Origin of the sequence: Herbaspirillum sp. SJZ106 (genome assembly GCF_006715495.1) — a bacterium.
GTDB lineage: Bacteria > Pseudomonadota > Gammaproteobacteria > Burkholderiales > Burkholderiaceae_D > Herbaspirillum.
The window spans coordinates 367,908-391,681 of sequence record NZ_VFNI01000002.1; the positions used below are offsets into that span (position 1 = coordinate 367,908).

Below are 23,774 nucleotides of genomic sequence, written 5' to 3' on the forward strand. Positions count from 1 at the left end.
AAACCGAGATGCGCGGGAGAATAGATGTGATGAGAGTGTGCGAGAAGCTACCATTTATCGTGGCGCTGGCGGCGGGAGTGCTTGGCAGCGCAAGCGTGTGGGCGCAGGGCATGGAGCCGGTGCCGATCCGGGCGGCAGCGGCCGACCGCCATGCGGATCGCGCCATGATGCTCAATGCGGCACTGGCCGGCGAGCGTATTGTCGCCGTCGGGGCGCGTGGTGATGTGATTCTCTCCGACGATGGCGGCAAGACTTGGCGGCAGGCGCGGCAGGTGCCGGTCGACTTCACGCTGACCGGCGTGTCGTTCGTCGATGATCGCCAGGGTTGGGCGGTGGGGCACGGCGGTACCGTGATGCATACCGAAGATGGCGGCGAGACTTGGCAATTGCAGCGCAGCGCCACCGATGTCGACCAGCCGCTGTTTTCGGTTTATTTCCGTGACAGCCAGCACGGCTGGGCGGCGGGATTGTGGTCTCTGCTTTTGCAGACCACTGATGGCGGTAAGACCTGGACTACTTTGCATTTGCCGGTGGCGGCTGGCGCCAAGCGCAGTGATCTCAACTTGCTGCGTCTGTTCCCCGGTACAGACCAGACGCTCTATCTGGCCGCCGAGCAAGGTACGTTGTTCCGTTCCAGAGATGCCGGCCAGAACTGGGAAATATTGACGACCGATAGCAAGGCCTCGCTTTGGAGCGGCGCTGTGGCCACGCCATCGGGAGCGCTGATCGTAGCGGGCCTCGGTGGGAAATTGCTACGCAGCACCGATGGCGGGATAAGCTGGCAGAAGGTGCAAGTACCGACGACTGGCTCCATTACCACCGTGCAGGCGAGCCAAAGGTTGATCACGGCGTCATCGCTGGAAGGCAAGGTCTTGCAGAGTCGAGACGATGGCGTGAGCTGGCAGGTTCTGTGGAGCGCGCCGCAGGCGTTGACTGCAGTGCTGGTCAATCGGCTTGGGCAGGTGGTGCCGTTTTCCAAAGAGGGCGCACTCAAGCCCATCGATGGTGACATATCCGCCAAACGCTGAGCGCGATGCCATCTTGGCAGTGCATTCCCCTATTTTATTGATTGATGAAAATGAAACTTCTCCATCTCGATTCCAGCATTTTGGGTGAGAACTCCGTTAGTCGAAAACTCTCCGCCTACATCGTAGCGCGCTTGTGCAGCTTGCATCCTGGATTGGAGGTGGTCTATCGTGACCTGGCCAGCCAGGCACCATGGCATCTTTCGGCGCGGCACTTGGTCGCCAGCCAAGGCGCAGAAGTCGATGATCCCGCGTTGTGCGGCGACTTTGCGTTGGGGCAGGCCTGCCTGGATGAATTGCTGGCCGCCGATGTGCTGGTGATCGGCGCGCCGATGTATAACTTCTCGATTCCCTCGTCACTCAAGGCGTGGATAGATCGTGTGGCCGTGGCTGGCAAGACATTCGCCTATACCGATCAGGGGCCACAAGGCTTGCTGGCCAAACGGAAGGCTTACATTGCTTCGGTGCGCGGCGGGCAATATGCGGAAGGCATGGCCGAGGTCGCGCTGGATCATCAGGAGCGCTATTTGCGGGATCTGCTGGGTTTCTTGGGGGTTACGGACGTGACCGTAATTCGAGCTGAGGGCGTCGCCATGAGCGATGCCGATAAGGAGCAGGCGATTGCTGATGCATCGGCGCGCATCGCGGCGCTGAGCCTGGACTAAACTTGTGCCGGATTCACTCTTCAGAGGAAATGTATGCTGAAAAACACTGCAGACCGTTTTGGCGCGGTTGCCAAATTCTTCCACTGGACGATGGCGGCGGCATTCGTGCTGGCATATATCGTGGTGTATTACGTGATCTGGTTTGTTGATCCGGAAACGAGCATCAAGCCGGCGCTATTCGATATTCAGCCTAACGGCGCGCTGGTGGTGCCGATCCTGAACATCCATTGGGTGCTGGGCGTGACGATTGGCGTACTGGTGATTCCGCGCTGGATTTGGCGCATGATCAATGTCGAGCCGGATCCAGTGCCTGGCAGTGCGCTTGAGCATTGGTTGGCACGTTTGGCGCATTGGGCATTGTATGTATTCATGATTGTGATGCCGCTGACAGGTTACCTTAACACCTATGATCCAACTGATTTCGGTCTCTTCGTCATTCCGGCATTTCGAGACTCAATAGTATTTCATTGGATTTCGGCGTCATTTGGTTGGACCGCGGAGCAGGTCGAGACGCCTATGTATGCCATTCACAAATTCGTCGGGCATTGGGTCGCCTGGGTCGTAGTCTTGCTGCATATCGCCGCTGCATTGTTCCATCACAGAGTGCGCAAGGATGCGACCTTGACGCGGATGTTGCCGGCTTTTGCATCGCGGATGCCTGGGTCGACAGAGCATTCGGGCAAGGAAGAAAGCAAGGATCGCTGAGTTTAGCGCTGTCGCCAAGATCCTGTGGAGTTCATGCGTGGCGAGCGCTAGTCCAGGGCTGAGAGAGAGGATCCGCGGTATACCGTCTCGTATCATCTCGCCGGTGATCATTTCCGGCCTGATTTCCGGCACGCTGAAGCATCAGATATTTGCCGTCATCAAGGACGACAACAGATCGGCCAGCGCCGCACCGGCGACCATCTTGATTATCTTTTCTACCTGCTTGCTGCCACTGCTTGCATGGCTGTGTGGCCGCAACCAACCAGATTGAATTGACGGAGTGTCCTCATGCTACAACTGAAAGATCCTACCCTGCTGCGTCAGCAGGCTTACATCAACGGTGTCTGGTGCGACGCCGACAGCGGCGAAACCATTGCCGTCACCAATCCTGCCACCGGCCTGCAGATCGGCACGGTGCCGAAGATGGGCGCAGCCGAAACACGGCGTGCCATCGCTGCGGCGAACCATGCTTGGAAGGCATGGCGCGCGAAAACAGGAAAAGAGCGCAGCATCGTCCTGCGCAAATGGAACGACCTGATACTGGCAAATGCCGATGATCTGGCCCTGATCATGACCACCGAACAAGGCAAGCCTCTGGCCGAAGCCAAAGGTGAAATCGCCTATGCTGCATCGTTCATCGAATGGTTTGCCGAAGAGGCCAAGCGTATTTACGGCGACACTATTCCTTCGCCGTCGACAACCAGCCGCATCGTCGTGACCAAGGAGCCGATCGGTGTCTGCGCTGCCATCACGCCGTGGAATTTCCCGGCGGCGATGATCACGCGCAAGGCCGGGCCTGCGCTGGCGGCCGGATGCCCGATGGTGCTCAAACCGGCGGAAGCCACACCCTATTCGGCCTTGGCATTGGCGGTGCTGGCTGAGCGCGCCGGCATTCCGTCCGGCGTCTTCAGCGTGCTGACCGGGGTATCGCGTGCCATCGGTGGCGAAATGACCGGCAACCCGACGGTGCGCAAGTTGACGTTTACCGGCTCGACCGAAGTCGGCCGTATCCTGATGGAGCAATGCGCCCCAACCATCAAGAAATTGTCGCTGGAACTGGGCGGCAATGCGCCTTTCATCGTGTTTGATGACGCCGATTTGGACGCCGCAGTTGAAGGTGCCATCGCATCAAAATACCGTAACGCAGGCCAGACTTGCGTCTGCGCCAATCGTTTGTACGTACAGGACGCAGTGTATGATGCCTTCGCTGAAAAACTGGTGGTGGCGGTACGAAAACTGAAAGTCGGCGACGGCGTCGAGGCCGGCGTGACCCAAGGCCCGCTGATCGACGACAAAGCTGTGCAGAAGATTGAAGAACATGTCGCCGATGCCGTCGCCAAAGGCGGCCGAGTACTACTGGGAGGAAAACGCCATGCACTCGGACACAGCTTCTTCGAGCCGACAGTGATCGCCGACGTTACTTCCGGCATGCGCGTGGCTAAGGAGGAAACTTTCGGCCCGATGGCGCCGCTGTTCCGCTTCAAGAGCGACGAAGACGTCCTGGCGATGGCTAACGATACCGAATTTGGCTTGGCAAGTTATTTCTTCTCGCGCGATATTGGCCGCATCTGGCGTATCGCGGAAGGACTGGAAAGCGGCATGGTGGGCATTAATACCGGCCTGATTTCTAACGAAGTGGCGCCCTTCGGCGGCGTCAAGCAATCGGGTCTGGGTCGCGAAGGTTCGCACTATGGTATTGACGATTATCTGGTGGTCAAGTACCTGTGCATGGGGGGCATTTGACGGTCGCTATCCGTCCTGGCGCAAGCCGGGATCCAATGTCTTTCGTTGTACCTCAACGCCGCTCAACGACACTGGGTCCTGACCTTTGTCAGGACGACGGAGAGAATTTCAACTTCACTGAATAGTGTTTGTTGCTTAATAATGTGGCGGCTTCTCGTTGGCCGCGGCGCGGTCCTGGCTGGCGTCGGACAATTCGCGGAAGCGCTTGGCCAGCGCGCCCAGCAGCATTTCCAGTTCGTCGATCTTCTTTTGCTGGCGATAGACGGCCTGGTTCAGCTCGTCTACCAGGTGTTCCTGGTGCGCCAGCTTGGTTTCGATGTCGATGATGCGGTCTTCGCTGCTCACTTCTGTAGCTCCTGTTGGGTGGACAGCCAGTGTAATACAGCGGCGCCGGCGGCGTGGCCGGTGGCGAAGCAGGCGGTCAGCAGGTAGCCGCCGGTGGGCGCTTCCCAGTCCAGCATCTCGCCGGCGCAGAAGACGCCGGGCAAGGCGCGCAGCATCAGCGCGTCGTCCAGTGCCTCGAAGCTGACGCCGCCTGCGCTGCTGATGGCTTCGGCGATCGGGCGCGGACGCGTCGGCGCCAGCGGCAGCGCCTTGATGGCGCGCGCCAGTCTGGCGGCGTCGGCGAAGTCTTCCTTGCTGGCGCATTCGCGCAGCAGGCCGGCCTTGACGCCCTTGAGATGCAAACGGCTTTGCAGGTGGCTGGACATGGAGCGCGCGCCGCGCGGATGGGCCAGTTCGGCCTGCACCTTTTCCAGCGTCCAGTCGGGCAACAGGTCGAGGTACAGGTGCGCCTGCCCGTTGGCGGTGATGGCGTCGCGCAGGCTGGCCGACAAGGCGTAGACCAGGCTGCCTTCGATGCCGTGGGCGGTGACGATGAACTCGCCGCGGCGGTTGAGCATGCCGCCATTGGGCCGTGCCACGCTGGCCACCACCGGTTTGACCGGCGCGCCGGCGAAGCGTGTGCGGAAGTGTTCGCTCCAGGCCAGGTCGAAACCGCAATTGGCCGGCTGCAGCGGCGCTACTTCGACTTGCTTTTGTTGCAGCAGCGGCGCCCAGGCGCCGTCCGAACCCAGGCGCGGCCAGCTGCCGCCGCCCAGGGCCAGCACCACGGCGTCGGCCTGCGCACTGATTTCGCCGGCGGGCGTCGACAGGCGCAGCGAACCGTCTTCGTTCCAGCCCAGCCAGCGATGCCGCATGTGGAAGCGCACGCCCGATTCGCGCAAGCGATGCAGCCATGCGCGCAGCAGCGGCGCCGCTTTCATCTCAAGCGGGAACACGCGCCCGGAGCTGCCGACGAAGGTATCGATCCCCAGCGCATGAATCCAGGCGCGCAGGCGTTCCGAGTCGAAGCGGCGGATGAAGGGCGCCAATTGTTCGCGGCGGTCGCCGTAGCGCGGCAGGAAGTCCGGCTGCGGCTCGGAATGCGTGATGTTCATGCCGCCGACGCCGGCCAGCAGGAACTTGCGGCCGGCCGAGGGCATGGCGTCGTAGACGTCGACATCTATGTCTGCGCCTTGCTGCGCCAGCACTTCAGCCGCCATCAGGCCGGCCGGGCCGGCGCCGATCACGGCCACGCGCGCGCGGCCGGGGGAAAGGAAAGGTAAATTGTGCATGCTTGTTCCAGGCGCGCTGATCGCGCCGGTTGGCGGTTCAGCGGCGGTGCGGCGCGCTGTACTTGTGTTCCAGGCGGGCCACGACCAGCGCCAGGCAAATGGTCATGGCGAAGTAGATCACGGAAATGGTGATGTAGGGTTCCCAATAGCGCGCATAGGTGCCGGCCACGGTACGCGCGGCATAGGCCAGCTCGGCCAGGCCGATGGCCGAGACCAGCGAGGAATCCTTGAGCAGAGTGATGGCTTCGTTGCCCAGCGGCGGCAGCATGCGGCGAAACGCCTGCGGCAGCACCACGTAGCGCATGGTCAGGCCGTAGTTCATGCCCAGGCTGGCGGCGGCGTAGGACTGGCCGCGTTCGATGGACTGGATGCCGGCGCGGAAGATTTCGGAGATATAGGCCCCGGCATTGAGCGAGAGCGCCACCGTGCCGGACAGGAAGGCGCCGTAGTCCTGCTTGATCACGCGCGCCAGGTCGCCGGAAATGATCAGTCCGTGTTCCTGGTGCACCAGCACCGGCATCACCGCGAAGTGGATCAGCATGATCTGCACGAACAGCGGGGTGCCGCGGAAGAAGGCGACGTAGAAACCGGCGATCCAGCGGCCCAGCTTCAGCGGCCACTTCCAGCCGCCGTGGCGCACTTCCGACAGGCGCAGCATGCCCACCATGAGGCCGATCAGGGTGCCGATCACGATACTGATCAGCGACACCTGCAGCGTCATCAGGACGCCCTTGGCGAACAGCGGCGCATAGCCTTGGATGATGCTCCAGCGGAAATCCATGTCGGACTCGATTGGTGGGTCAGAAAAACACGACGGCGGCATGCCGCCGCCGTCGCCGGGTCATGCCTTGCTTACTTGCCGAAATACTGGGTGCTGATGGCGGCGAAGCTGCCGTCGGCCTTCATCTCGGCCAGGGCCTTGTTGACCTTGGCCAGCAGTTCCGGGTCATCGCGGCGCACGGCGATGCCATAGTCTTCCTTCGGGAAGGTGGGATCGTTGACGGTGCGCAGCTTGCTGTTGGGGTTGTTGGCGATGTAGTTCTTCACCACAGGTTCGTCGGCCACGACCGCATCGACGCCGCCGCTTTCCAGTTCCTTCAGCGCCAGCGGGGTCGATTCGAAGCGCTTGATCCTGGCGTTGTTCTTGCCCAGCACCTGCTGCACCAGCTCGTCGCCGGAGGTGCCGCTCTGGGTGCCCACGACCAGCGTCTTCAGGTCGTCCATCCTGGTGACCTTGGTGTCATTGGCCGGGACGGCGATGGCCTGGGTCGCCACGAAGTACGGGTCGGAAAAATTGACCGACTTCTTGCGTTCGTCGGTGATGGTGATGGCCGAGATCAGCAGGTCGAGGTCGCCCTGGGCCAGGGAGTTGAAGATGCTTTCGAACGGGGTCGGCACGAACTTCACTTCGATGCCGATCTTCTTGGCCAGCACCTTCATCACGTCGATGTCGAAGCCGACCACGGTCTTCTGTTCGTTTTCCGCCGAGAACGGCGCATAGGCCGATTCCACGCCGACCAGGTAGACGCGCGGCTGGGCCGAGGCTTGCGGCGCGGCGGTCTGGTCTTCTTGCTTGCCGCAAGCGGCCAGTCCCAGCATGCCGATGAAGCCGGCGGTCAGCGCCAGTGCGCGCGCACGGCGGAAAAACATGTTGTTCATCTTCAAAACCTTATTCGAATGTCGGTATGTGCCGGGCGTTATTTTCTTGCCAAAAGGAAACGTCCGGATTTTTTTGCAGGCGAGATTGTAAACCGCGACAGCGCCGGCGATGGGCAATGACAGGCAAAAAGCATCGATCCTTGCCCTGAAAACCACGTTTTTCCGGTTCTGCGCGCGTAAATGTTGTGCGTCGGGAAACCCTTGTGCAAGGTCCGCTCAGATCGGGTCCGGCGTGGGGCGCGGTTTGGCCAGCAATGCCTTGAGGTTGGCCAGGCGCGCCTGCGGCGTGATCTTTTCCGATTCCTGCGGCACCGCTTCGCCTTCGTCCAGGCGCATTTCCTTGACGAAGCGCGAGATCTGGCATTCGATGATTTCCTTGGCGCGCTTGCGGCGCTTGCACCACGACAGGTGCAGCGAGCGCTGGGCGCGCGTGATGCCCACGTACATCAGGCGGCGTTCTTCTTCCACCCGCGCGGCGGCTTCCTCGGGCGGGGTGTCGGGGTCTCCCTTGTGCGGCAGGATGCCTTCTTCCACGCCGACCAGGAACACATGCGGAAACTCCAGGCCCTTGGAGGCGTGCAGGGTGGACATGCGCACCGCGTCCTGTTCTTCGTCCTTGCCTTCGAGCATGCTCATCAGCGCCACCATCTGCGTGATTTCGAGCAGGTTCTTTTCCTCGCCGTCGCGGTCGCGTCCGCCGCAGGCGCGTTCCTTGAGCCAGTTGGTGAAGTCCAGCACGTTCTGCCAGCGGGCCTGGGCGGCGCGTTCTTCGAACGAGTCGTAGAGGTAGAACTCGTAGTTGATGGCCTCCATCATGTCATCCAGCACCTTGGCGGCATTCTCGCCGCTGCCGGAGGGGCCGGGCCGGGTGGCGCGCGGCTCCATGGCATTGATGAAATCGCAGAACTTGCGCAGCGGCAGCAACTGGCGATCGGTCAGCTTGTCTTCCAGGCCGCCCTTGTAGACCGCTTCGAACAGCGAGCACTGCCACTGGCCGGCCAGCGTGCCCAGCACTTCCAGCGTGGCCTGGCCGACCCCGCGGCGCGGCGTGGTGACGGCGCGGATGAAGGCCGGGTCGTCGTCCTGGTTGGCGATCAGGCGCAGGTAGGCAATGATGTCCTTGATCTCGGCGCGGTCGAAGTAGCTCTGGCCGCCCGACATCACGTAGGGAATGCGCTCGCGCCGCAGCGCCTTTTCAAAGATGCGCGCCTGGTGGTTGCCGCGGTACAGGATGGCGTAATCGGAAAACTTGGCGTGGCGCTCGAAGCGGTGCGCCGACAGCGAGATCGCCACCTGGTCGGCCTCGGCCTCCTCGTCGTCCATGGCCATGACGCTGATCGGGTCGCCCAGGCCGTGTTCCGACCACAGGGTCTTGTCGAACAGCTTGGGGTTGTTGGAGATGACCGCGTTGGCCGCCTGCAGGATGCGCGTGCTGGAGCGGTAATTCTGTTCCAGCTTGATCAGGTGCAGGTTGGGGAAGTCCACCCCCAGCAGTTTCAGGTTCTCGATGGTGGCGCCGCGCCAGGCATAGATGGCCTGGTCGTCGTCGCCCACGGCGGTAAACATCGGTTTCTTGCCCACCCCGGTGACCAGCAGCTTGACCAGTTCGTACTGGCAGGTGTTGGTGTCCTGGTATTCGTCGATGAGCAGGTAGCGCAGCTTGCGCTGCCAGCGGTCGCGCACTTGCTCGTTGGCCTGGAACAGTTCCACCGGCAGGCGGATCAGGTCGTCGAAGTCGACTGCCTGGTAGGCCTTGAGGGTGGCGACATAGCTGCGGAAGATGCGCGCCGCCTGCGCCTCGTCTTCGGTGCGCGCGTTTTTCAGCGCGATTTCGGGATCGACCAGGCCGTTCTTCCACAGCGAGATGCTGTTCTGGATGCCGCGGATGATGGCCTTGTCGGTGGTCACCGCCAGTTCTTGCACCAGGGCAAAGCAATCGTCGCTGTCCATGATTGAAAAGCGATCCTTCAACCCCAGATGCTGGGACTCCTGGCGCAGGATCTTCACGCCCAGCGAGTGGAAGGTCGAGACGGTCAGATGCTTGGCCTGCTTCGGATCCTTGAGCAGCTTGGCGATGCGCTCCTGCATTTCCAGCGCGGCCTTGTTGGTGAAGGTCAGCGCCGCGATGTTTTTGGATTCGTAGCCGCAGTTCTCGATCAGGTGGGCGATCTTCTGCGTGATCACGCGCGTCTTGCCCGACCCGGCGCCGGCCAGCACCAGGCAGGGGCCTGCCATGTAGTGGACGGCTTCGCTTTGAGGCTTGTTCAGGCCGAAGGAGGGGGCGGACATACGGATCGTGGTGGGCGGGGAAACGGGCCATTGTATCAGTCCCGATGTTCGCGCCCGATGTGGGACAATGCCGCAAACCGGCAAACGGAAAAACTATCAGCGTTCTAGAAGCATAGCCATGAAATTCAACCACCTCATCCAGATCAACGATCCGCTCAACCCGCTGATCGAGCCCCTGACGCGCGAGCAATTGTGGCGCGGCCTGGTCATGCGCGCGGAGGCGCCCAAGTTGTTCATGCCGCACCTGGACGACTGCCGCCTGAGCGACAAGAGCATGGACAACGTGCGCCGCGAGCTGCGCTATGGCGAGCTGGTGATCCATGACCGCGTGACCTACCTGCCGCAAATTCAGGTGCTCTACGAAGTGCCGGCCCAGGGGGAGATCCCGCCTTCGCGCATGAGCATGACCATCGAAGAGCCCCAGCCCGGCTCGCTGTTCGTGCGTTTTGAATACGACGACGGCCATCCCGAGGATGAAAACAGTCCCGAAGCCTTCTATAACCAATTCCGCCGTTCGGCCTACGAGGAGGCCGATATCGACACCATCCGCATCATCCGCGAATTGACGGTGGACGGCAGCTTGCACTGAGGCGAGGCGCCAGGCCGGCAACGGCCCGCGCTTTTTCATTCGGTTGGGGATTCAAGCCAGCAGGCGGCCCAGCGCGCCATTGACCAGCGCGCCGCCGATGACCAGCCAGGCGAACAGGATGGCGCCCAGGATCATCGGCTTCACCCCAGCATTGCGGATTGCAGAGAGGTGGGTGGTCAGGCCCAGCGCGGCCATTGCCATGGCCAGCAGCAGCGTGTCGACCTGCAGCACCAGTTGGGCCACGGCGGCGGGCAGCGGCAGCAGCGAGTTGAGCAGCACCACGCCAATGAAGGCAAACGCGAACCAGGGAATGGACAGCTTGCCGCGTTGGCCGGAACAAGACGGGCCGGCCTTCATCGACAGCATCAGCAGGAACGGCGCCAGCATCATCACCCGGACCATCTTGGTGATCACCGCGGTGTCGGCGGTGTGCTGGTCGATCGAGCGCGCGGCGGCCAGCACTTGCGCCACTTCATGCACGGTGGAGCCGATGTAGATGCCGAAGTCGGGCAGGCGCGCGCCCCATGCCGGTTCTGCCTGCAGGGTGTAGAGCAGCGGATAGAGGAAGATCGCCAGCGAACCGAAGATGACCACGGTCGATATCGCCACCGTCACCTGTTCGCTGCGCGCGCGCAGCACCGGTTCGGTCGCCATCACCGCGGCCGCGCCGCAGATCGAACTGCCGGCGCCGATCAGCAAGGCGGCGTCGCGCTCCAGTTTCAGCAGTTTCACGCCGGCCAGCCAGGCCAGGCCGAAGGTGGAGAGCAGCATGGCGGCGTCGATGGCCACGCCGGCCAGGCCGACATGGGAGATGTCCTGCAGCGTCAGGCGGAAACCGTACAGGATGATGCCGGCGCGCAGCAGGGTTTGCTTGGAAAAGCGCACGCCATCGCCGCACGGCGCCGCGATGCGCGGGTAAAGGGTGTTGCCCAGCACGATGCCCAGTACGATGGCTACCGTGAGCGCCGAAAAGCCATGTTCTTGCAGCCAGGCGACATCGCCCAGGCGCATGGCGGCCCAGGCCACGGCGGCCGACAGGGCAAGGCCGGGCAGGGCCGGCGGCAGGGTTTGGAGATGGCTTGCGGCACGCATGTCGTTATTTGTTCGGGTGTTTTTTTATGATGGGGTGGACTTTACGCGTCGGGAATATAAAAGAAAAACGCGTTATTTTGTTAATATCAACCTGTTTATTAGGTTGATATGGGGTCAACCGCCATCGGTGCGATCATGAAAATTACCCTGAGGCAGTTGCAAATCTTCCTGGCGGTGGCGCAATCCGGCTCCACCACGGCGGCGGCCGGGCTGGTCGCGCTGTCGCAGTCGGCTGCCAGCGCTTCGCTCAATGAGCTGGAGAGCCTGCTCGGCGTGCAATTGTTCGACCGCGTCGGCAAGCGCCTAGTGTTGAACGACAGCGGCCGGCTGTTGCTGCCGCAGGCGCGCCACATGCTGGACGCGGCGCACACCATCGAGCGCCAGTTCGCCGACCCGGCTGCCGGCAGCGAATTGCACATCGGCGCTTCCACCACCATCGGCAGCTACATGCTGCCGGCCATGATCGCGGCCTACCGCAAACGCCATGCCGGCGCGCGCGTGCGTGCGCTGGTGGCCAACACGGCCGACATCGTCGATGCGGTGGTCAATTTCGATGTCGACGCGGGGCTGATCGAAGGGCCGTGCCACGCCAGCGATGTCAGCGTGGAACCCTGGATGACCGACGAGCTGATCGTGGTGGCGGCGCCGCATCATCCCATCGTCGCCGGCGGCCGCAAGATCAGCTTCAAGATGCTGCGCGAAGCCGACTGGCTGTTGCGCGAAGCGGGTTCCGGCACGCGCGAGGCGGTCGAGCATGCGCTGATTCCCTACCTGCACTACCTGCCTTCCTCATTCGAGTTCGGCAATTCGGAAGCGATCAAGCGCGCCACGGCCGAAGGCCTGGGCATCAGTTGCCTGTCGCGCGCGGTGGTGGAAGACCTGATCGAATCGGGAAAGCTGGTGGAACTGGCGACGCCGCTGCCGACCTTGCGCCGGCATTTCTACATGGTGGTCAGCAGCCACCGGACGCCATCGCCCAGCCTGGCCGCCTTGCTGGAATTCTGCCGCGCGTGGGCGCGCCTGCATGGCGGCGCCTGAAGTGCGCGTGGCTTATTGGATGTGTTCGAACACCCCGGCGCTGCGGTTCTTCGCCACCTTGTCCCAGGCGAAGACCTGGCCGTTCATGGCGACATAGACGCCGGGCGGCAGCAACTGCGCCACGCCGCAGGCGAAGCCGAAGTTGAAGAGCGCGTCGGAGTTGGCGATTTCGTAGGGGATCATGGCGCCGGTCAGCACGATGGCCTTGTCCAGTTGCGCCTGGCCCAGTACCTGGGCGGTCAGTTGCATGGTGTCGGTGCCGTGCACGATGACGATGGCGCGCTGGGACGAACCGCGGCAACTGGCGAGGATGCGCTGGCGGTCGGCGTCCTGCATTTCCAGCGAGTCCAGCAGCGGCAATTCCTCCAGCGCCACGTCGGAGGTGATGCGCGCGCGGGCGATGACTTGCGGCAGGTGGCTGGCGCCGAAATCGAGCTGCCCCGCGATCTCGTCGTAATGCTTGTCGAAGGTGCCGCCGGTGGCGATGATGCGTAGACTCATGGTTGTCCTGTCAGAAGTAGAACGCATCTCACGCCTATCGATGAAATGAGTTCAAAAAAAAGCACCGCCCGTTATCTTACACGGACGGCGCTTCGCTCCCCCTCCCCAGACTTCAGACTTGTCGCAGCTTAGGCCGCCATCAATTGCCTTTCCCCCGGCATGGCTTGGGGGGCCGCATCCAGTTCCTGTGCCGGCGGCGGCAGCGGAATGGTGCCGTCGATCACGTAGGCGAACAGCCGTTCGACCTCGATGGCCTGGATCAGCAGCTTGCCGCCATTGGCCTTGATCACCTGCGATACCAGCATGGAGTCGCCCTGCATGGCCAGCGGCGTGTGGGTGATTTGCGCCGGGCTGAACTGCGGCACGGCATGCAGCTCATCGACCAGCAAGCCGATGGTGTGCGCGCCGTGACGCACGATCATCACCTGGCTGCTGCTGGTGACCGCCGAGCGTGTGCCGCGGATCAGGTGGCCGAGGTCGAATACCCAGACGAATTCCCTGTGCTGGTTGTCGTGGTTCAGGCCGAGTACGCCCACCTGCTCGGCGCGATTGCCCATCGAGGTCGGCAGGACGGCCGAGAACGGCACGGCTTCCATTACGTTGGCCGCCGAGATGGCGAACAGGCTATTGTCGGAGAAGAAGGTGGCGTATTCCAGGTCGTCCGGCGATGTAATGCCGCTCTCCAGCAGGAATTGGCTGGACGCGCCTTGCTGGTTGCCCTGGTTGGTCGCGCCAAAGCACTGGAACACCACCGCGATCACGTCTTCCTGGTAGCCGTCGCTGACCTTGAATTCGCGATAGCCGTTGGAGGCGCTGCAGGCCACGATGGCGTATTGGCCGTCATGCAAGGTGACGCCGGAGCTGCATTGGCCATTGGCCAGCTGCAGCATGGCAACGTCGATGTCGAGCGTGCTGCCGACCGGGCGGTTGTCGTCGGTGCTGGAGAGGATGCGTCCGCTGCGGTCGACGTAGAACGCGCTCATCTTTTCCTTGCCCGCCAGCCCTGCGCGCAGCATGTTGCGAAATTCCGGCGCGGCGTCGAACACGATGCCGATGCCGCCTACCACTGCGCCGTCATTGTCCAGCGCCCGCACGGCCGCATGGTAGATGTAGGTGTCCTGCCCGCCGTACAAGGCGCTGGGGCCGAAGGCGCTGACATGGTAGTGCTGCTGGCTGCGCAGCGAGGTCACCTGCGCCAGCGTGGCTTCATCGATGCTGCTGCCGACCACGCTATCGAGATCGTCGCCGGTGCTGGCGACGATGCGGCCGTTGCGGTCATAGATGAACAGGCGGGTGTAGACCGTGTACAGCCCGTTGATGTAGGCGAGGATCTCGGTCAGCCTGGCGGTGGTGGCTTCATCGAGCGCCGGTTGCGCCAGCGCCGCGCGCAGCTCCGGCGTGAGCGCCCACCAGCGGCAGTCGTCCGAGCGTTCGTAGAGGTTGCGGTCGAGCAGGTCGACCAGCAGGCTGGTCGTGAACTCGGCGTCGCGCATGCTGGACGATAGCACGGTCTGGTACAGGTCGTGGATCGACTGTGCGAACAGTTCGTTGCTGCGGTTGCCGGTTTCGCTGATCTGGTCGAGGATGGTCTTGAGCTTGAGCATCTCGCCGCGCTGCCCGGCGGTCATCACCTGGCCGTTCCAGACGATGCGCTGGATGGTCTTGGCCGCGGTCATGATGTCGTACAGCGGCGGGCAGAACGAATGCGCGTGCGACAGCAGCCCCTCGGCCAGCTCCGGCGACAGGCGCGAGAGCACGTCGCCGGCGATGCCGGAAAAGGCGACTTCGACCGGAATCATGACCTGCCCCTGCCAGCCAACCGGGCCCGGATAACCCTGGTAGCCTTCGGAGGCGAAGGTGCGCACCAGGTATTCGCGGCCGCAAAACATCATCAGGCGCGCCTGGCCGCCGGCGTTGACCGGCACTTCGGTGCCGGGCGGAATCCATAGGGCGTCGGCGCTTGCAATCACGCGGTTGTCGCCGTCCAGCAGCAACATGTTGGCGCGCGCTTCCGGGTCGCGGTGCGCGCAGAAGATGCCGGCCATCTCCTCTTCAAAATGGAAGCACAGGCACAGCACGCCGATCACTGCACCGGTTTGGGGATGGTGCATGCGGCGCGAATAGATCAGTGCGCGATCCTTGGACGGCCGCAGGTCGGTCGCACGGAAGGTTTCGACGTAGGTTTCGGATTCCAGCGTCTGCCTGATCAGCGGATCGGCCGTGTGCTCCAGCGGCGTGGCCGGGTCGATCTGCACCAGTACGTTGCCGTCGGTGTCGGTCAGGATGATTTCGTTGTAGACCGTGTATTTGTTGCGGTACTCGCGCAGGCGATAGCGCGCGGCCTCGACCGAATCGCTGATGCCGGCGACGAAGTTGCACAGTTCGCGGTCGGTGGCCAGGAAGCCGACGTCGGCGGTGCGTTCATACAGGTTGCGCACCACGATGTCGATCACGTATTGCGCCTTGGTGCCGATTTCAGCCAGCACGTTGCGCACTTTTTCTTCCACCAGGCTGCTCACCAGTTCGCGTTCCAGCCGGGAGAATCCCGAGCGGGTGGCGGCCATGGTGGGGAGGATGGTCTTGGCTTCGGTGGGGCAGTTCATCTTGGCCGAGGCTTCGATGACGCGCCACATCAGGTTCAGTTCCTGGAGCGACTGTTCGCATTTGGCGACGTCGCGCATGTAGGGCAAAAACGTTTCCGTCTGTACGGTCGTGGCATGTTGCATGGTTGTCGAGCCCCTCTGGTAGCGCCGCAAGACCAACGAATCGCGATGTTGGATCTTCCGACATCTGTTGTTTGTTTTTTTGTGTTTTGCAAAGGAGGCGCTGCAAATTGCGTGCCAATCCGAACAGCGGTGCGCATCGATTTTTGATGCCGCACGGCAATGCGCGCGCGGCGCTGTCAGCCCCGGCGGCAACGACGCCGCTCATCATCGGAATGAGGTGCGGAATGAGGTACGGAATGAGGTACGGAATGAGGTACGGGATGGGGCGGGACCTCATCAGAAAATGAACCTTATAATGCAGCGGATATGAAACCATTGGCGCCCGGCACCGTCATCTTTCATCGCCATCGCGGCTATGGCGTGATCGTGTCCGTCAATTTGTTGACGGGCTGGATTTCTGCGCGCTTTGGCAGCGAGGTGCGCACGCTCGATCTCAACCTGTCGTCCGACGAAGTCCAGCATGCGGACGGCACGCCGATCCTGTTTCGACGCTCGCCGCCGGACCGCATGCCGCATGCGCGGCTGATGGCGATGGTGCGCGAGTTGCACCGCAACGGTTATCAGCGGCTGTATCTCTACAGTTGGCCCAAGCCTTCCGGGCTGCATTGGCGCTGGCACTTGTTTACCGGGCCGCGGCAATGGATAGAGCGGCCCTGGCGCGAAGGTTGGTATGGTTCAGGGGCCGACTACAATTTCAACCCGGTGATGGGGTGGGGCGATACGCCCGGCGCAACGCCGGAAGAGCTGGCGCGCCTGTTGGCGCAGTTCGATCCGCAGGGCCTGGCGCAGGCGCTGGGTGAGGATGAAGAGCACAGCAACTGGTTCGAAATGGTATGCGCCACGCTGCTGCCCGATTATGCGTTCAGCCTGGGCTGGCATGACAACGGCAGCATGCCGGAGTACTTGCCGGTCATTCCGATACGCCGCAACGTGCCTGAATATGCCGGGCCGCCATTGCCATGGCCGCCCGGTTGGCGGCATCTGTGGCGGGCGTCGGGCAAGGCGCCGCCGTTGCGATACGACCCGCCCGTGCGCGCCACTTACCGCATCACTCCAGAGTAGGACCTGGCACGCTCAGGGGTTGAGGACGTTCCTGGGCGTGCCCGCGGCATAGTCCAGGATGTTCTGGAAGGCCGCGCGGAAGTACAGCTCGTAGCCATCCTTTTCCACGTAGCCCAGGTGCGGCGCGGCCACCACGTTATCCATCTTCAGCAAGGGCGAGTCCACCGGCAGCGGTTCCTGTTCATAGACATCGAGCGCGGCCAGGCCGGGGCGGCCCTGGTTCAAGGCGGCCACCAGCGCGTCTGCCTCGACCAGTTCGGCGCGGCTGGTGTTGACGAAGCAGGCGGTCGGTTTCATCAGCGCCAGGTCGGTCGCCTTGACGATGCCGCGGGTGGCCTCGTTCAGGCGCAGGTGCAGCGACAGCACGTCGGCCTGGCTGAAAAATTCTTCCTTGCCGGCAGCGATGCCGTAGCCATCCTTGGCGGCCTGTTCGCGGCTGGCGTCGCGCCCCCAGATCACTACCTTCATGCCGAAGGCGCGGCCGTAGCCGGCCACCATGCGGCCGATCTTGCCGTAGCCCCAGATGCCCAGCGTGCGCCCCTTCAATGCGCTGCCGATCGTATTGTGATGGGGCGTGGCCGATACCTGCTGCCAGGCGCCGGCGCGCAGGGCGAGGCAATATTGCGGCACGCGGCGCATGGCGGCCATGATCAGCGCCCATGTCAGCTCGGCCGGCGCAGTGGGATCGCCTACGCCTTCAACGATGGTGATGCCGCGTTCGGTGGCTGTCGCCACATCGATGTGGCCGCTGACCTTGCCGGTTTGCGAAATCAGTTTCAGCAGCGGCAATTTCTCCAGCAGCATCTTGTTGAGCACGGTGCGTTCACGGATCAGCACCAGGGCATCGAAGGGCGCCAGCCGCGCCGCCAGTTGCCCCGTGCCGCGCACGCTGTTGTTGAACACCTTGACGTCGTGGCCGTCGAGCATGCGGAAGCAATCGAGGTGGCGGACGGCGTCCTGATAATCATCGAGGATGGCAATTTTCATGAGGGTCTCCGTGGCTTTGCCTGTTCAATCGCGTCATCGCGGAAAAGATGGATGAGGCGCACCGGCAACATCATAAAGGGATTGCCGGGCTTCGGGCTGCCCGGGAGCCGATGCGGCAATCCCTTTGGGGCGGGTTCGTCCGCAGGTTTCCCCCTGGTGTATTGCGGGCGATGCTTGCATGATTATCTGCTTTACTCGCATATTTTTTTTGGAGAAAGTGGCGGCGCTGGACGCACTGCGGCGGCGGGCGCGGATGCCGGGGCCGGGCCGCGGGCCTGGGTGTTGTCCAGGCGCGGGCGACGTCAGGCGGCGACGGCATGGCGGGCATCAATTCCATGATCCCTGGCGCCAGGCCGGCAAAAACATGGGAAGAGGGGCCGGATGAAAAATTTTGCCGATTTCCAAATCAGATATTCTCTGTGTGAATGACTGACTCCCCGCAATCCCGCTAGAATCCAGTATTCATGCGGATTTGGCGAGAAATCGTGTTATGCGCCTGGGTAATGAAAAAACAGTTTTTTTTTAATTTGTAATTACCTACTACATAAGTCGGGTATTTCCTGCTACAAATTTCAGTAAATTCTTTTTTATCGGGGTACAATCCCTGCCACTTTTTCTCACTTTTGACTGTCGAAAAGTGACTGGAGCCCGCCCCCATCCACGGCGCGGGCCTTGCAGCCGAGATCCGGCCGCTATCGACAAGACCGCCGTATCGCTGGCTGGCGTGACCTGCGCCCACACCCACCCGCCAGTTACAAGCAGACGACGATCCTGCCGTGCCAAGACGAATTCTTTAACTTGTGGCATTGGAGGTACAACCTATGAATCAACCCCTTATGGCTGGTGTTCCCGCAGTCAACGCGCCCGCGTACGTCAAACATCAGAAATTGATCAACTGGGTTGCGGAAATCGCCGCGCTGACCAAGCCGGCTCGCATTTTCTGGTGCGATGGCACCCAGGAAGAATACGATCGCCTGTGCGCCGAGATGGTCGCCGCCGGCACCATGAAGAAGCTGAACCAGGAAAAGCGCCCCAACAGCTACCTGGCTTGCTCCGATCCGTCCGACGTGGCGCGCGTGGAAGACCGTACCTTCATCTGTTCCAAGACCAGGGAAGAAGCCGGCCCGACCAATAACTGGACCGACCCGGCCGAAATGCGCCAGACCCTCAACGGGCTGTTCGACGGCTGCATGGCCGGCCGCACGCTGTACGTGGTGCCGTTCTCGATGGGCCCGCTGGGTTCGCCGATCGCTCACATCGGCGTCGAACTGTCCGATTCGCCCTACGTCGCCGTCAATATGCGCATCATGACCCGCATGGGCCGTGCGGTGTATGACGTGCTGGGCGCCGATGGCGACTTCGTGCCTTGCGTGCACAGCGTTGGCGCGCCGCTGGCCGCCGGACAGAAGGACGTGGCATGGCCGTGCAACGCCACCAAATACATCGTGCACTATCCGGAAACCCGCGAAATCTGGTCTTACGGCTCCGGCTACGGCGGCAACGCGCTGCTCGGCAAGAAATGCTTCGCGCTGCGCATCGCCTCCACCATGGGCCGCGCCCAGGGCTGGCTGGCCGAGCACATGCTGATCCTCGGCGTGGAGTCGCCCGCGGGCAAGAAGCATTACGTCGCGGCGGCTTTCCCGTCGGCCTGCGGCAAGACCAACTTCGCCATGCTGATTCCGCCCAAGGCGTTCGGCGGCTGGAAGGTCACCACCATCGGCGACGACATCGCCTGGATCAAGCCCGGCGCCGATGGCCGCCTGTACGCGATCAACCCGGAAGCCGGCTACTTCGGCGTGGCGCCGGGCACCAACGAAAAGAGCAACTACAACTGCATGGCCTCGGTCGCGGCCAATACCATCTTCACCAACGTGGCGCTGACCGATGACGGCGACGTCTGGTGGGAAGGCATGACCAAGGAAGCGCCGGCGCACCTGATCGACTGGCAGGGCAAGGACTGGACTCCGGAAATCGCCAAGGAAACCGGCCGCAAGGCCGCGCACCCGAACGCGCGCTTCACCGTCGCCGCGACCCAGAACCCGGTGATCGACGCCGCCTGGGACGACCCGGCCGGCGTGCCGATCTCGGCCTTCATCTTCGGCGGCCGCCGCTCCACCACGGTGCCGCTGGTGACCGAAGCCCGCAACTGGGTCGAAGGCGTCTACATGGCCGCCACCATGGGCTCGGAAACCACCGCCGCGGCCGTCGGCCAGCAGGGCGTGGTGCGCCGCGACCCGTTCGCGATGCTGCCTTTCGCCGGCTACAACATGAGCGAGTATTTCCAGCACTGGCTCGACATCGGCAAGAAGATCGCCGCCTCGCCGGCCGAGCTGCCCAAGATCTACTGCGTCAACTGGTTCCGTACCGACGAGAACGGCAAGTTCGTGTGGCCGGGCTTCGGCGACAACATGCGCGTGCTGAAGTGGATGCTGGACCGCATCGAAGATCCGCAAGGCGTGAAGGCCGGCGCCACCGAACACCTGTTCGGTTTCACGCCGCGTTTCGACGACCTGCAATGGGATGGCATCGACTTCACCGCCGAGCAGTTCGCCACCATCACTTCCATCGACAAGGCCGCATGGAAGAAGGAACTGGAGCTGCACGCGGAGCTGTTCGAAAAGCTCAAGTACAAGCTGCCGGGCGAGCTGGAAGGCGTCAAGGGCAAGCTGGAGAAGCAATTGGCCGCCTGAGCCTGTGCTGCATCGATGAAGTAAGGAACGCCTGCCGCAGCGATGCGGCAGGCGTTTTCATTTGGGCGGCGGCTTAGCCGGCGACGGCGATGCGGGCCAATGCTTCGCGCATCGGCGCCGGGATGTCTGTCGGGCGGCGGGAGGCGCGATCCACATAGACGTGGATGAAATGGCCTTGCGCGGCGGCGCTGTCTTCTCCCGCTTTGAAGATGCCGAGCTCGTAGCGCACGCTGCTGCGTCCCATGTGCGCCACGCGCACGCCGACGTCAACCTGCTCGGGAAACGCCACCGAGGCGAAGTAGTTGCAACGCGTCTCGATCACCAGCCCGATCACCGGGCCGCGTTCGATGTCCAGCACGCCGCCGGCCACCAGGTAATGGTTCACCGCAGTGTCGAACCAACTGTAATAGACCACGTTGTTGACGTGGCCGTAGACGTCGTTATCCATCCAGCGCGTCGGGATGGCGTGGAAGTGGCGATAGTCGGCGCGATGGCCGGGGATGGGTTTGTGCTCGTTCATAGTGGTTTGGTTGCGGTCGTGGACGATGGTGCGGATGCACAAAATCCGCTTCCTTGCAGTAACATTGCAACGGGATCCTTATCCTGCGGCATCGCCGGCGTGCTGTCGAGTTCCGGACGGCGCCGCTTCAATGTTAAGCGATCGCGATCGGAATTTGCCGGGATGGCGGCTTGCAGAAACGCGCAGCGCCGCCATGTGGTCTGGATGGATACGCAAGTGCCCATGCGCCGCCGGATCCGATAGCATTGCCCTCAACGTCGATAGTTAAATCCAATCAAAAATATTGATTAAATAAAATTGATCTATTTTGTTTGGCGTTTTACTATTCTTCCCACTGCTTCACTCAACCCCCTAAAAAGGAAATAGACATGTCCCTGATCAACACCACTATCAAGCCGTTCAAGGCAACTGCATACCACGATGGCAAGTTCGTCGACATCTCCGAAGCGACCCTGAAGGGCAAATGGTCCGTGTTCGTGTTCTATCCGGCCGACTTCACCTTCGTCTGCCCGACCGAACTGGAAGACCTGGCGGACAACTACGCCGAATTCAAGAAGCTGGGCGTGGAAGTCTACGGCATCTCGACCGACACCCACTTCGCCCACAAGGCATGGCACGACACCTCGGAAGCCATCAAGAAGGTCCAATACCCGCTGGTCGGCGACCCGACCGCTACCCTGGCGCGCAACTTCGAAGTGCTGATCGAAGAAGAAGGCCTGGCGCTGCGCGGCACTTTCGTGATCAACCCGGAAGGCCAGATCAAGGTCCTGGAAATCCACGACAACGGCATCGGCCGCGACGCTTCCGAACTGCTGCGCAAGGTCAAGGCTGCCCAGTACGTCGCTTCGCACCCGGGCGAAGTCTGCCCCGCCAAGTGGGAAGAAGGCGCTGCAACCCTGAAGCCATCCCTGGATCTGGTCGGCAAGATCTAAATCATTGATTGGGCTACTGCGCGGCTCAATCTCGGCACTGCGATGCTCGCCGTACTAATCGTACGGCTGCGCTTCTCCTGCCGACCTTGAACCGCTCGCTACGCCCACTCAACGATTTACGCGGTTTGAAATACTGAAGAAGTACACGTCCGGACCCGCCAAACATCAACGGCAAGCGGCTGAAACCCATAAGGCGGATGCCGTGGCCCGGACGATATGAAACTCTCAACAGAGGAAGTGAATCATCATGCTTGATGCCAATCTCAAGACCCAATTGAAGGCCTACCTGGAAAAGGTCACCCAGCCGATCGAGATCGTCGCATCGCTGGATGATGGCGCCAAATCCCGTGAGATGCAGGAACTCCTGCAGGAAATCGTGCTGCTGTCGGACCGCATCAAGCTGGTCGAGCAACGCGACGCTGCGAACGCACGTACCCCGTCGTTCAAACTGAACCGCCCCGGGACCGATATCAGCATCGAATTTGCTGCGATCCCGATGGGCCACGAATTTACCTCGCTGGTGCTGGCCCTGCTGCAGGTCGGCGGCCACCCGATCAAGCTCGACGACAAGGTGATCGAGCAGATCAAGAACCTGGATGGCGACTACAGCTTCGAGACCTACGTCTCGCTGACTTGCCAGAACTGCCCGGAAGTGGTGCAGGCGCTGAACGTGATGTCCATCATCAATCCGCGTATCCGCTCGGTGACCATCGACGGCGCGCTGTTCCAGGGCGAAGTCGAGCAGCGCCAGATCATGGCCGTGCCGACCGTCTACATGAACGGTGAAGTGTTCGGCCAGGGCCGTACCGGCGTCGAGGAAATCCTCGCCAAACTGGATACCGGCGCCGCCGCCCGCAAGGGCGAGGAGTTGAGCGCCAAGGAACCGTACGACGTGCTGATCGTCGGCGGCGGTCCGGCCGGCGCGGCCGCTGCGATCTACGCGGCGCGCAAGGGCATCCGCACCGGCGTGGTCGCCGAGCGCTTCGGCGGCCAGGTGCTGGATACCTTGGCGATCGAGAACTTCGTCTCCGTCAAGGAAACCGAAGGCCCGCAATTCGCCACCGCGCTGGAGCAGCACGTCAAGGCCTATGACGTCGACATCATGAACGCGCAGCGCGCCGAGCAACTGGTGGCCGGCGACAAGCTGATCGAAGTCAAGCTGGCCAACGGCGGCGTGTTGAAGGGCAAGACCGTGATCCTGTCGACCGGCGCCCGCTGGCGCGAAGTCAACGTGCCGGGCGAGCGCGAATACCGCAACCACGGCGTGGCCTACTGCCCGCACTGCGACGGCCCGCTGTTCAAGGGCAAGCGCGTGTCGGTGATCGGCGGCGGCAACTCCGGCGTGGAAGCGGCGATCGACCTGGCCGGCATCGTCAGCCATGTCACCCTGCTCGAATTCGCGCCGGAACTGAAGGCCGATGCGGTGCTGGTGAAGAAGCTCAAGAGCCTGTCCAACGTGACCATCATTACCTCGGCGCAGACCACCGAGATCACCGGCGACGGCAAGAAGGTCAACGGCATCAGCTACAAGGAGCGCGAAACCGGCGAGATCAGGCACGTGGAGCTGGAAGGCGTGTTCGTGCAGATCGGCCTGGTGCCCAACACCGAATGGCTCAAGGGCACGGTCGCATTGAGCAAACATGGCGAGATCGAGATCGACGCCCGCGGCCAGACTTCGATCCCCGGCGTGTTCGCCGCCGGCGACGTGACCACGGTGCCGTACAAGCAGATCGTGATCGCCGTGGGGGCGGGCGCGACTGCCGCACTGTCGGCCTTCGACCACCTGATCCGCTCCTCGGTGGAAGACGAGGCGCCGGCGGTAAAGAAGGAAGCGATCGTCGCGTAAGCACCAGCCACATCAGGCAGCAAGGAAACGCCATCGGGTAACCGGTGGCGTTTTTGTTTGTATGCGAGCAGGCAACCGTTCGGACTGAG

21 protein-coding genes are annotated in these 23,774 nt (G+C 62.3%); 11 read left to right on the forward strand and 10 right to left on the reverse strand.

Annotated elements, in window-relative coordinates; genetic code table 11:
• The first annotated feature begins 29 nt into the window (after positions 1-29).
• The 5 genes from FB598_RS06875 to gabD are packed head-to-tail and all read left to right on the forward strand — an operon-like array spanning position 30 to position 4,138.
• Positions 30-1,028 (forward strand): YCF48-related protein, encoded by a 999-nt coding sequence (locus FB598_RS06875; RefSeq protein ID WP_255463854.1) that lies wholly within the window; start codon positions 30-32, stop codon positions 1,026-1,028.
• A gap of 50 nt (positions 1,029-1,078) precedes the next feature.
• Complete coding sequence (locus tag FB598_RS06880; RefSeq protein ID WP_183405702.1) at positions 1,079-1,690, forward strand: FMN-dependent NADH-azoreductase; 612 nt, start codon at positions 1,079-1,081, stop codon at positions 1,688-1,690.
• Positions 1,691-1,723: 33 nt separating this feature from the next.
• A complete protein-coding gene (locus FB598_RS06885) occupies positions 1,724-2,395 on the forward strand; it encodes a cytochrome b (protein ID WP_141913873.1) in 672 nt (223 codons plus the stop codon).
• Positions 2,396-2,432: 37 nt separating this feature from the next.
• On the forward strand, positions 2,433-2,666 hold the full coding sequence (locus FB598_RS06890) for a hypothetical protein (protein WP_141913872.1): 234 nt from the start codon (positions 2,433-2,435) through the stop codon (positions 2,664-2,666).
• Between the two features lie 17 nt (positions 2,667-2,683).
• Positions 2,684-4,138, forward strand: a complete 1,455-nt coding sequence (gabD, locus tag FB598_RS06895) for an NADP-dependent succinate-semialdehyde dehydrogenase (protein ID WP_141913871.1) — start codon at positions 2,684-2,686, stop codon at positions 4,136-4,138.
• Between the two features lie 135 nt (positions 4,139-4,273).
• Here the strand turns inward: gabD and FB598_RS06900 are convergent, their stop codons facing one another.
• The 5 genes from FB598_RS06900 to FB598_RS06920 all read right to left on the reverse strand — a co-directional run bounded on the left by FB598_RS06900 (position 4,274) and on the right by FB598_RS06920 (position 9,702).
• Complete coding sequence (locus FB598_RS06900; RefSeq protein ID WP_141913870.1) at positions 4,274-4,483, reverse strand: SlyX family protein; 210 nt, start codon at positions 4,481-4,483, stop codon at positions 4,274-4,276.
• Positions 4,480-5,754 (reverse strand): TIGR03862 family flavoprotein, encoded by a 1,275-nt coding sequence (locus tag FB598_RS06905; RefSeq protein WP_141913869.1) that lies wholly within the window; start codon positions 5,752-5,754, stop codon positions 4,480-4,482. The genes FB598_RS06900 and FB598_RS06905 overlap by 4 nt, the downstream gene beginning before the upstream one ends.
• Positions 5,755-5,791: 37 nt before the next feature.
• Positions 5,792-6,535 carry an amino acid ABC transporter permease gene (locus FB598_RS06910; RefSeq protein ID WP_050467770.1) on the reverse strand — a complete coding sequence of 248 codons (744 nt, stop codon included), beginning with the start codon at positions 6,533-6,535 and terminating at the stop codon, positions 5,792-5,794.
• A 71-nt stretch (positions 6,536-6,606) separates the two neighbouring features.
• Positions 6,607-7,413 carry a basic amino acid ABC transporter substrate-binding protein gene (locus FB598_RS06915; RefSeq protein WP_141913868.1) on the reverse strand — a complete coding sequence of 269 codons (807 nt, stop codon included), beginning with the start codon at positions 7,411-7,413 and terminating at the stop codon, positions 6,607-6,609.
• Between the two features lie 216 nt (positions 7,414-7,629).
• Positions 7,630-9,702, reverse strand: coding sequence for a UvrD-helicase domain-containing protein (locus FB598_RS06920; RefSeq protein WP_141913867.1), 2,073 nt, complete (start codon positions 9,700-9,702; stop codon positions 7,630-7,632).
• A 118-nt stretch (positions 9,703-9,820) separates the two neighbouring features.
• Here FB598_RS06920 and FB598_RS06925 point away from each other — a divergent pair, with 118 nt between their 5' ends.
• The gene (locus FB598_RS06925; protein ID WP_141913866.1) at positions 9,821-10,291 is read left to right on the forward strand and encodes an SRPBCC family protein; all 471 of its coding nucleotides are present in this window, start codon (positions 9,821-9,823) and stop codon (positions 10,289-10,291) included.
• A 51-nt stretch (positions 10,292-10,342) separates the two neighbouring features.
• Here the strand turns inward: FB598_RS06925 and FB598_RS06930 are convergent, their stop codons facing one another.
• Positions 10,343-11,383 (reverse strand): YeiH family protein, encoded by a 1,041-nt coding sequence (locus FB598_RS06930; protein WP_141913865.1) that lies wholly within the window; start codon positions 11,381-11,383, stop codon positions 10,343-10,345.
• Between the two features lie 135 nt (positions 11,384-11,518).
• Between FB598_RS06930 and FB598_RS06935 the strand changes: the two genes are divergently transcribed.
• Positions 11,519-12,421: a LysR family transcriptional regulator gene (locus tag FB598_RS06935; protein ID WP_141913864.1), complete on the forward strand. Its 903-nt coding sequence runs from the start codon at positions 11,519-11,521 to the stop codon at positions 12,419-12,421.
• 12 nt (positions 12,422-12,433) lie between these two features.
• Here the strand turns inward: FB598_RS06935 and FB598_RS06940 are convergent, their stop codons facing one another.
• Entirely contained in the window at positions 12,434-12,922 is a 489-nt protein-coding gene (locus FB598_RS06940; protein ID WP_141913863.1) for an asparaginase domain-containing protein, read from the reverse strand.
• A 128-nt stretch (positions 12,923-13,050) separates the two neighbouring features.
• Positions 13,051-15,648: a chemotaxis protein CheW gene (locus tag FB598_RS06945; protein ID WP_141913862.1), complete on the reverse strand. Its 2,598-nt coding sequence runs from the start codon at positions 15,646-15,648 to the stop codon at positions 13,051-13,053.
• A gap of 306 nt (positions 15,649-15,954) precedes the next feature.
• On the opposite strand from FB598_RS06945, the gene FB598_RS06950 reads away from it, so the two are divergent.
• Positions 15,955-16,710 carry an L-asparaginase gene (locus tag FB598_RS06950; protein WP_141913861.1) on the forward strand — a complete coding sequence of 252 codons (756 nt, stop codon included), beginning with the start codon at positions 15,955-15,957 and terminating at the stop codon, positions 16,708-16,710.
• Positions 16,711-16,722: 12 nt separating this feature from the next.
• On the opposite strand, the gene FB598_RS06955 is transcribed toward FB598_RS06950, so the two are convergent.
• Complete coding sequence (locus FB598_RS06955) at positions 16,723-17,697, reverse strand: D-2-hydroxyacid dehydrogenase family protein (protein ID WP_141913860.1); 975 nt, start codon at positions 17,695-17,697, stop codon at positions 16,723-16,725.
• Positions 17,698-18,518: 821 nt separating this feature from the next.
• Here FB598_RS06955 and FB598_RS06960 point away from each other — a divergent pair.
• Complete coding sequence (locus tag FB598_RS06960; RefSeq protein WP_141913859.1) at positions 18,519-20,387, forward strand: phosphoenolpyruvate carboxykinase (GTP); 1,869 nt, start codon at positions 18,519-18,521, stop codon at positions 20,385-20,387.
• 73 nt (positions 20,388-20,460) lie between these two features.
• Here FB598_RS06960 and FB598_RS06965 read toward each other — a convergent pair whose 3' ends face one another.
• Positions 20,461-20,907: a thioesterase family protein gene (locus tag FB598_RS06965; protein ID WP_141913858.1), complete on the reverse strand. Its 447-nt coding sequence runs from the start codon at positions 20,905-20,907 to the stop codon at positions 20,461-20,463.
• Positions 20,908-21,275: 368 nt separating this feature from the next.
• On the opposite strand from FB598_RS06965, the gene ahpC reads away from it, so the two are divergent.
• On the forward strand, positions 21,276-21,839 hold the full coding sequence (gene ahpC, locus FB598_RS06970) for an alkyl hydroperoxide reductase subunit C (protein ID WP_141913857.1): 564 nt from the start codon (positions 21,276-21,278) through the stop codon (positions 21,837-21,839).
• 247 nt (positions 21,840-22,086) lie between these two features.
• Positions 22,087-23,685 (forward strand): alkyl hydroperoxide reductase subunit F, encoded by a 1,599-nt coding sequence (gene ahpF, locus FB598_RS06975; protein ID WP_141913856.1) that lies wholly within the window; start codon positions 22,087-22,089, stop codon positions 23,683-23,685.
• The last annotated feature ends 89 nt before the right edge of the window (positions 23,686-23,774 follow it).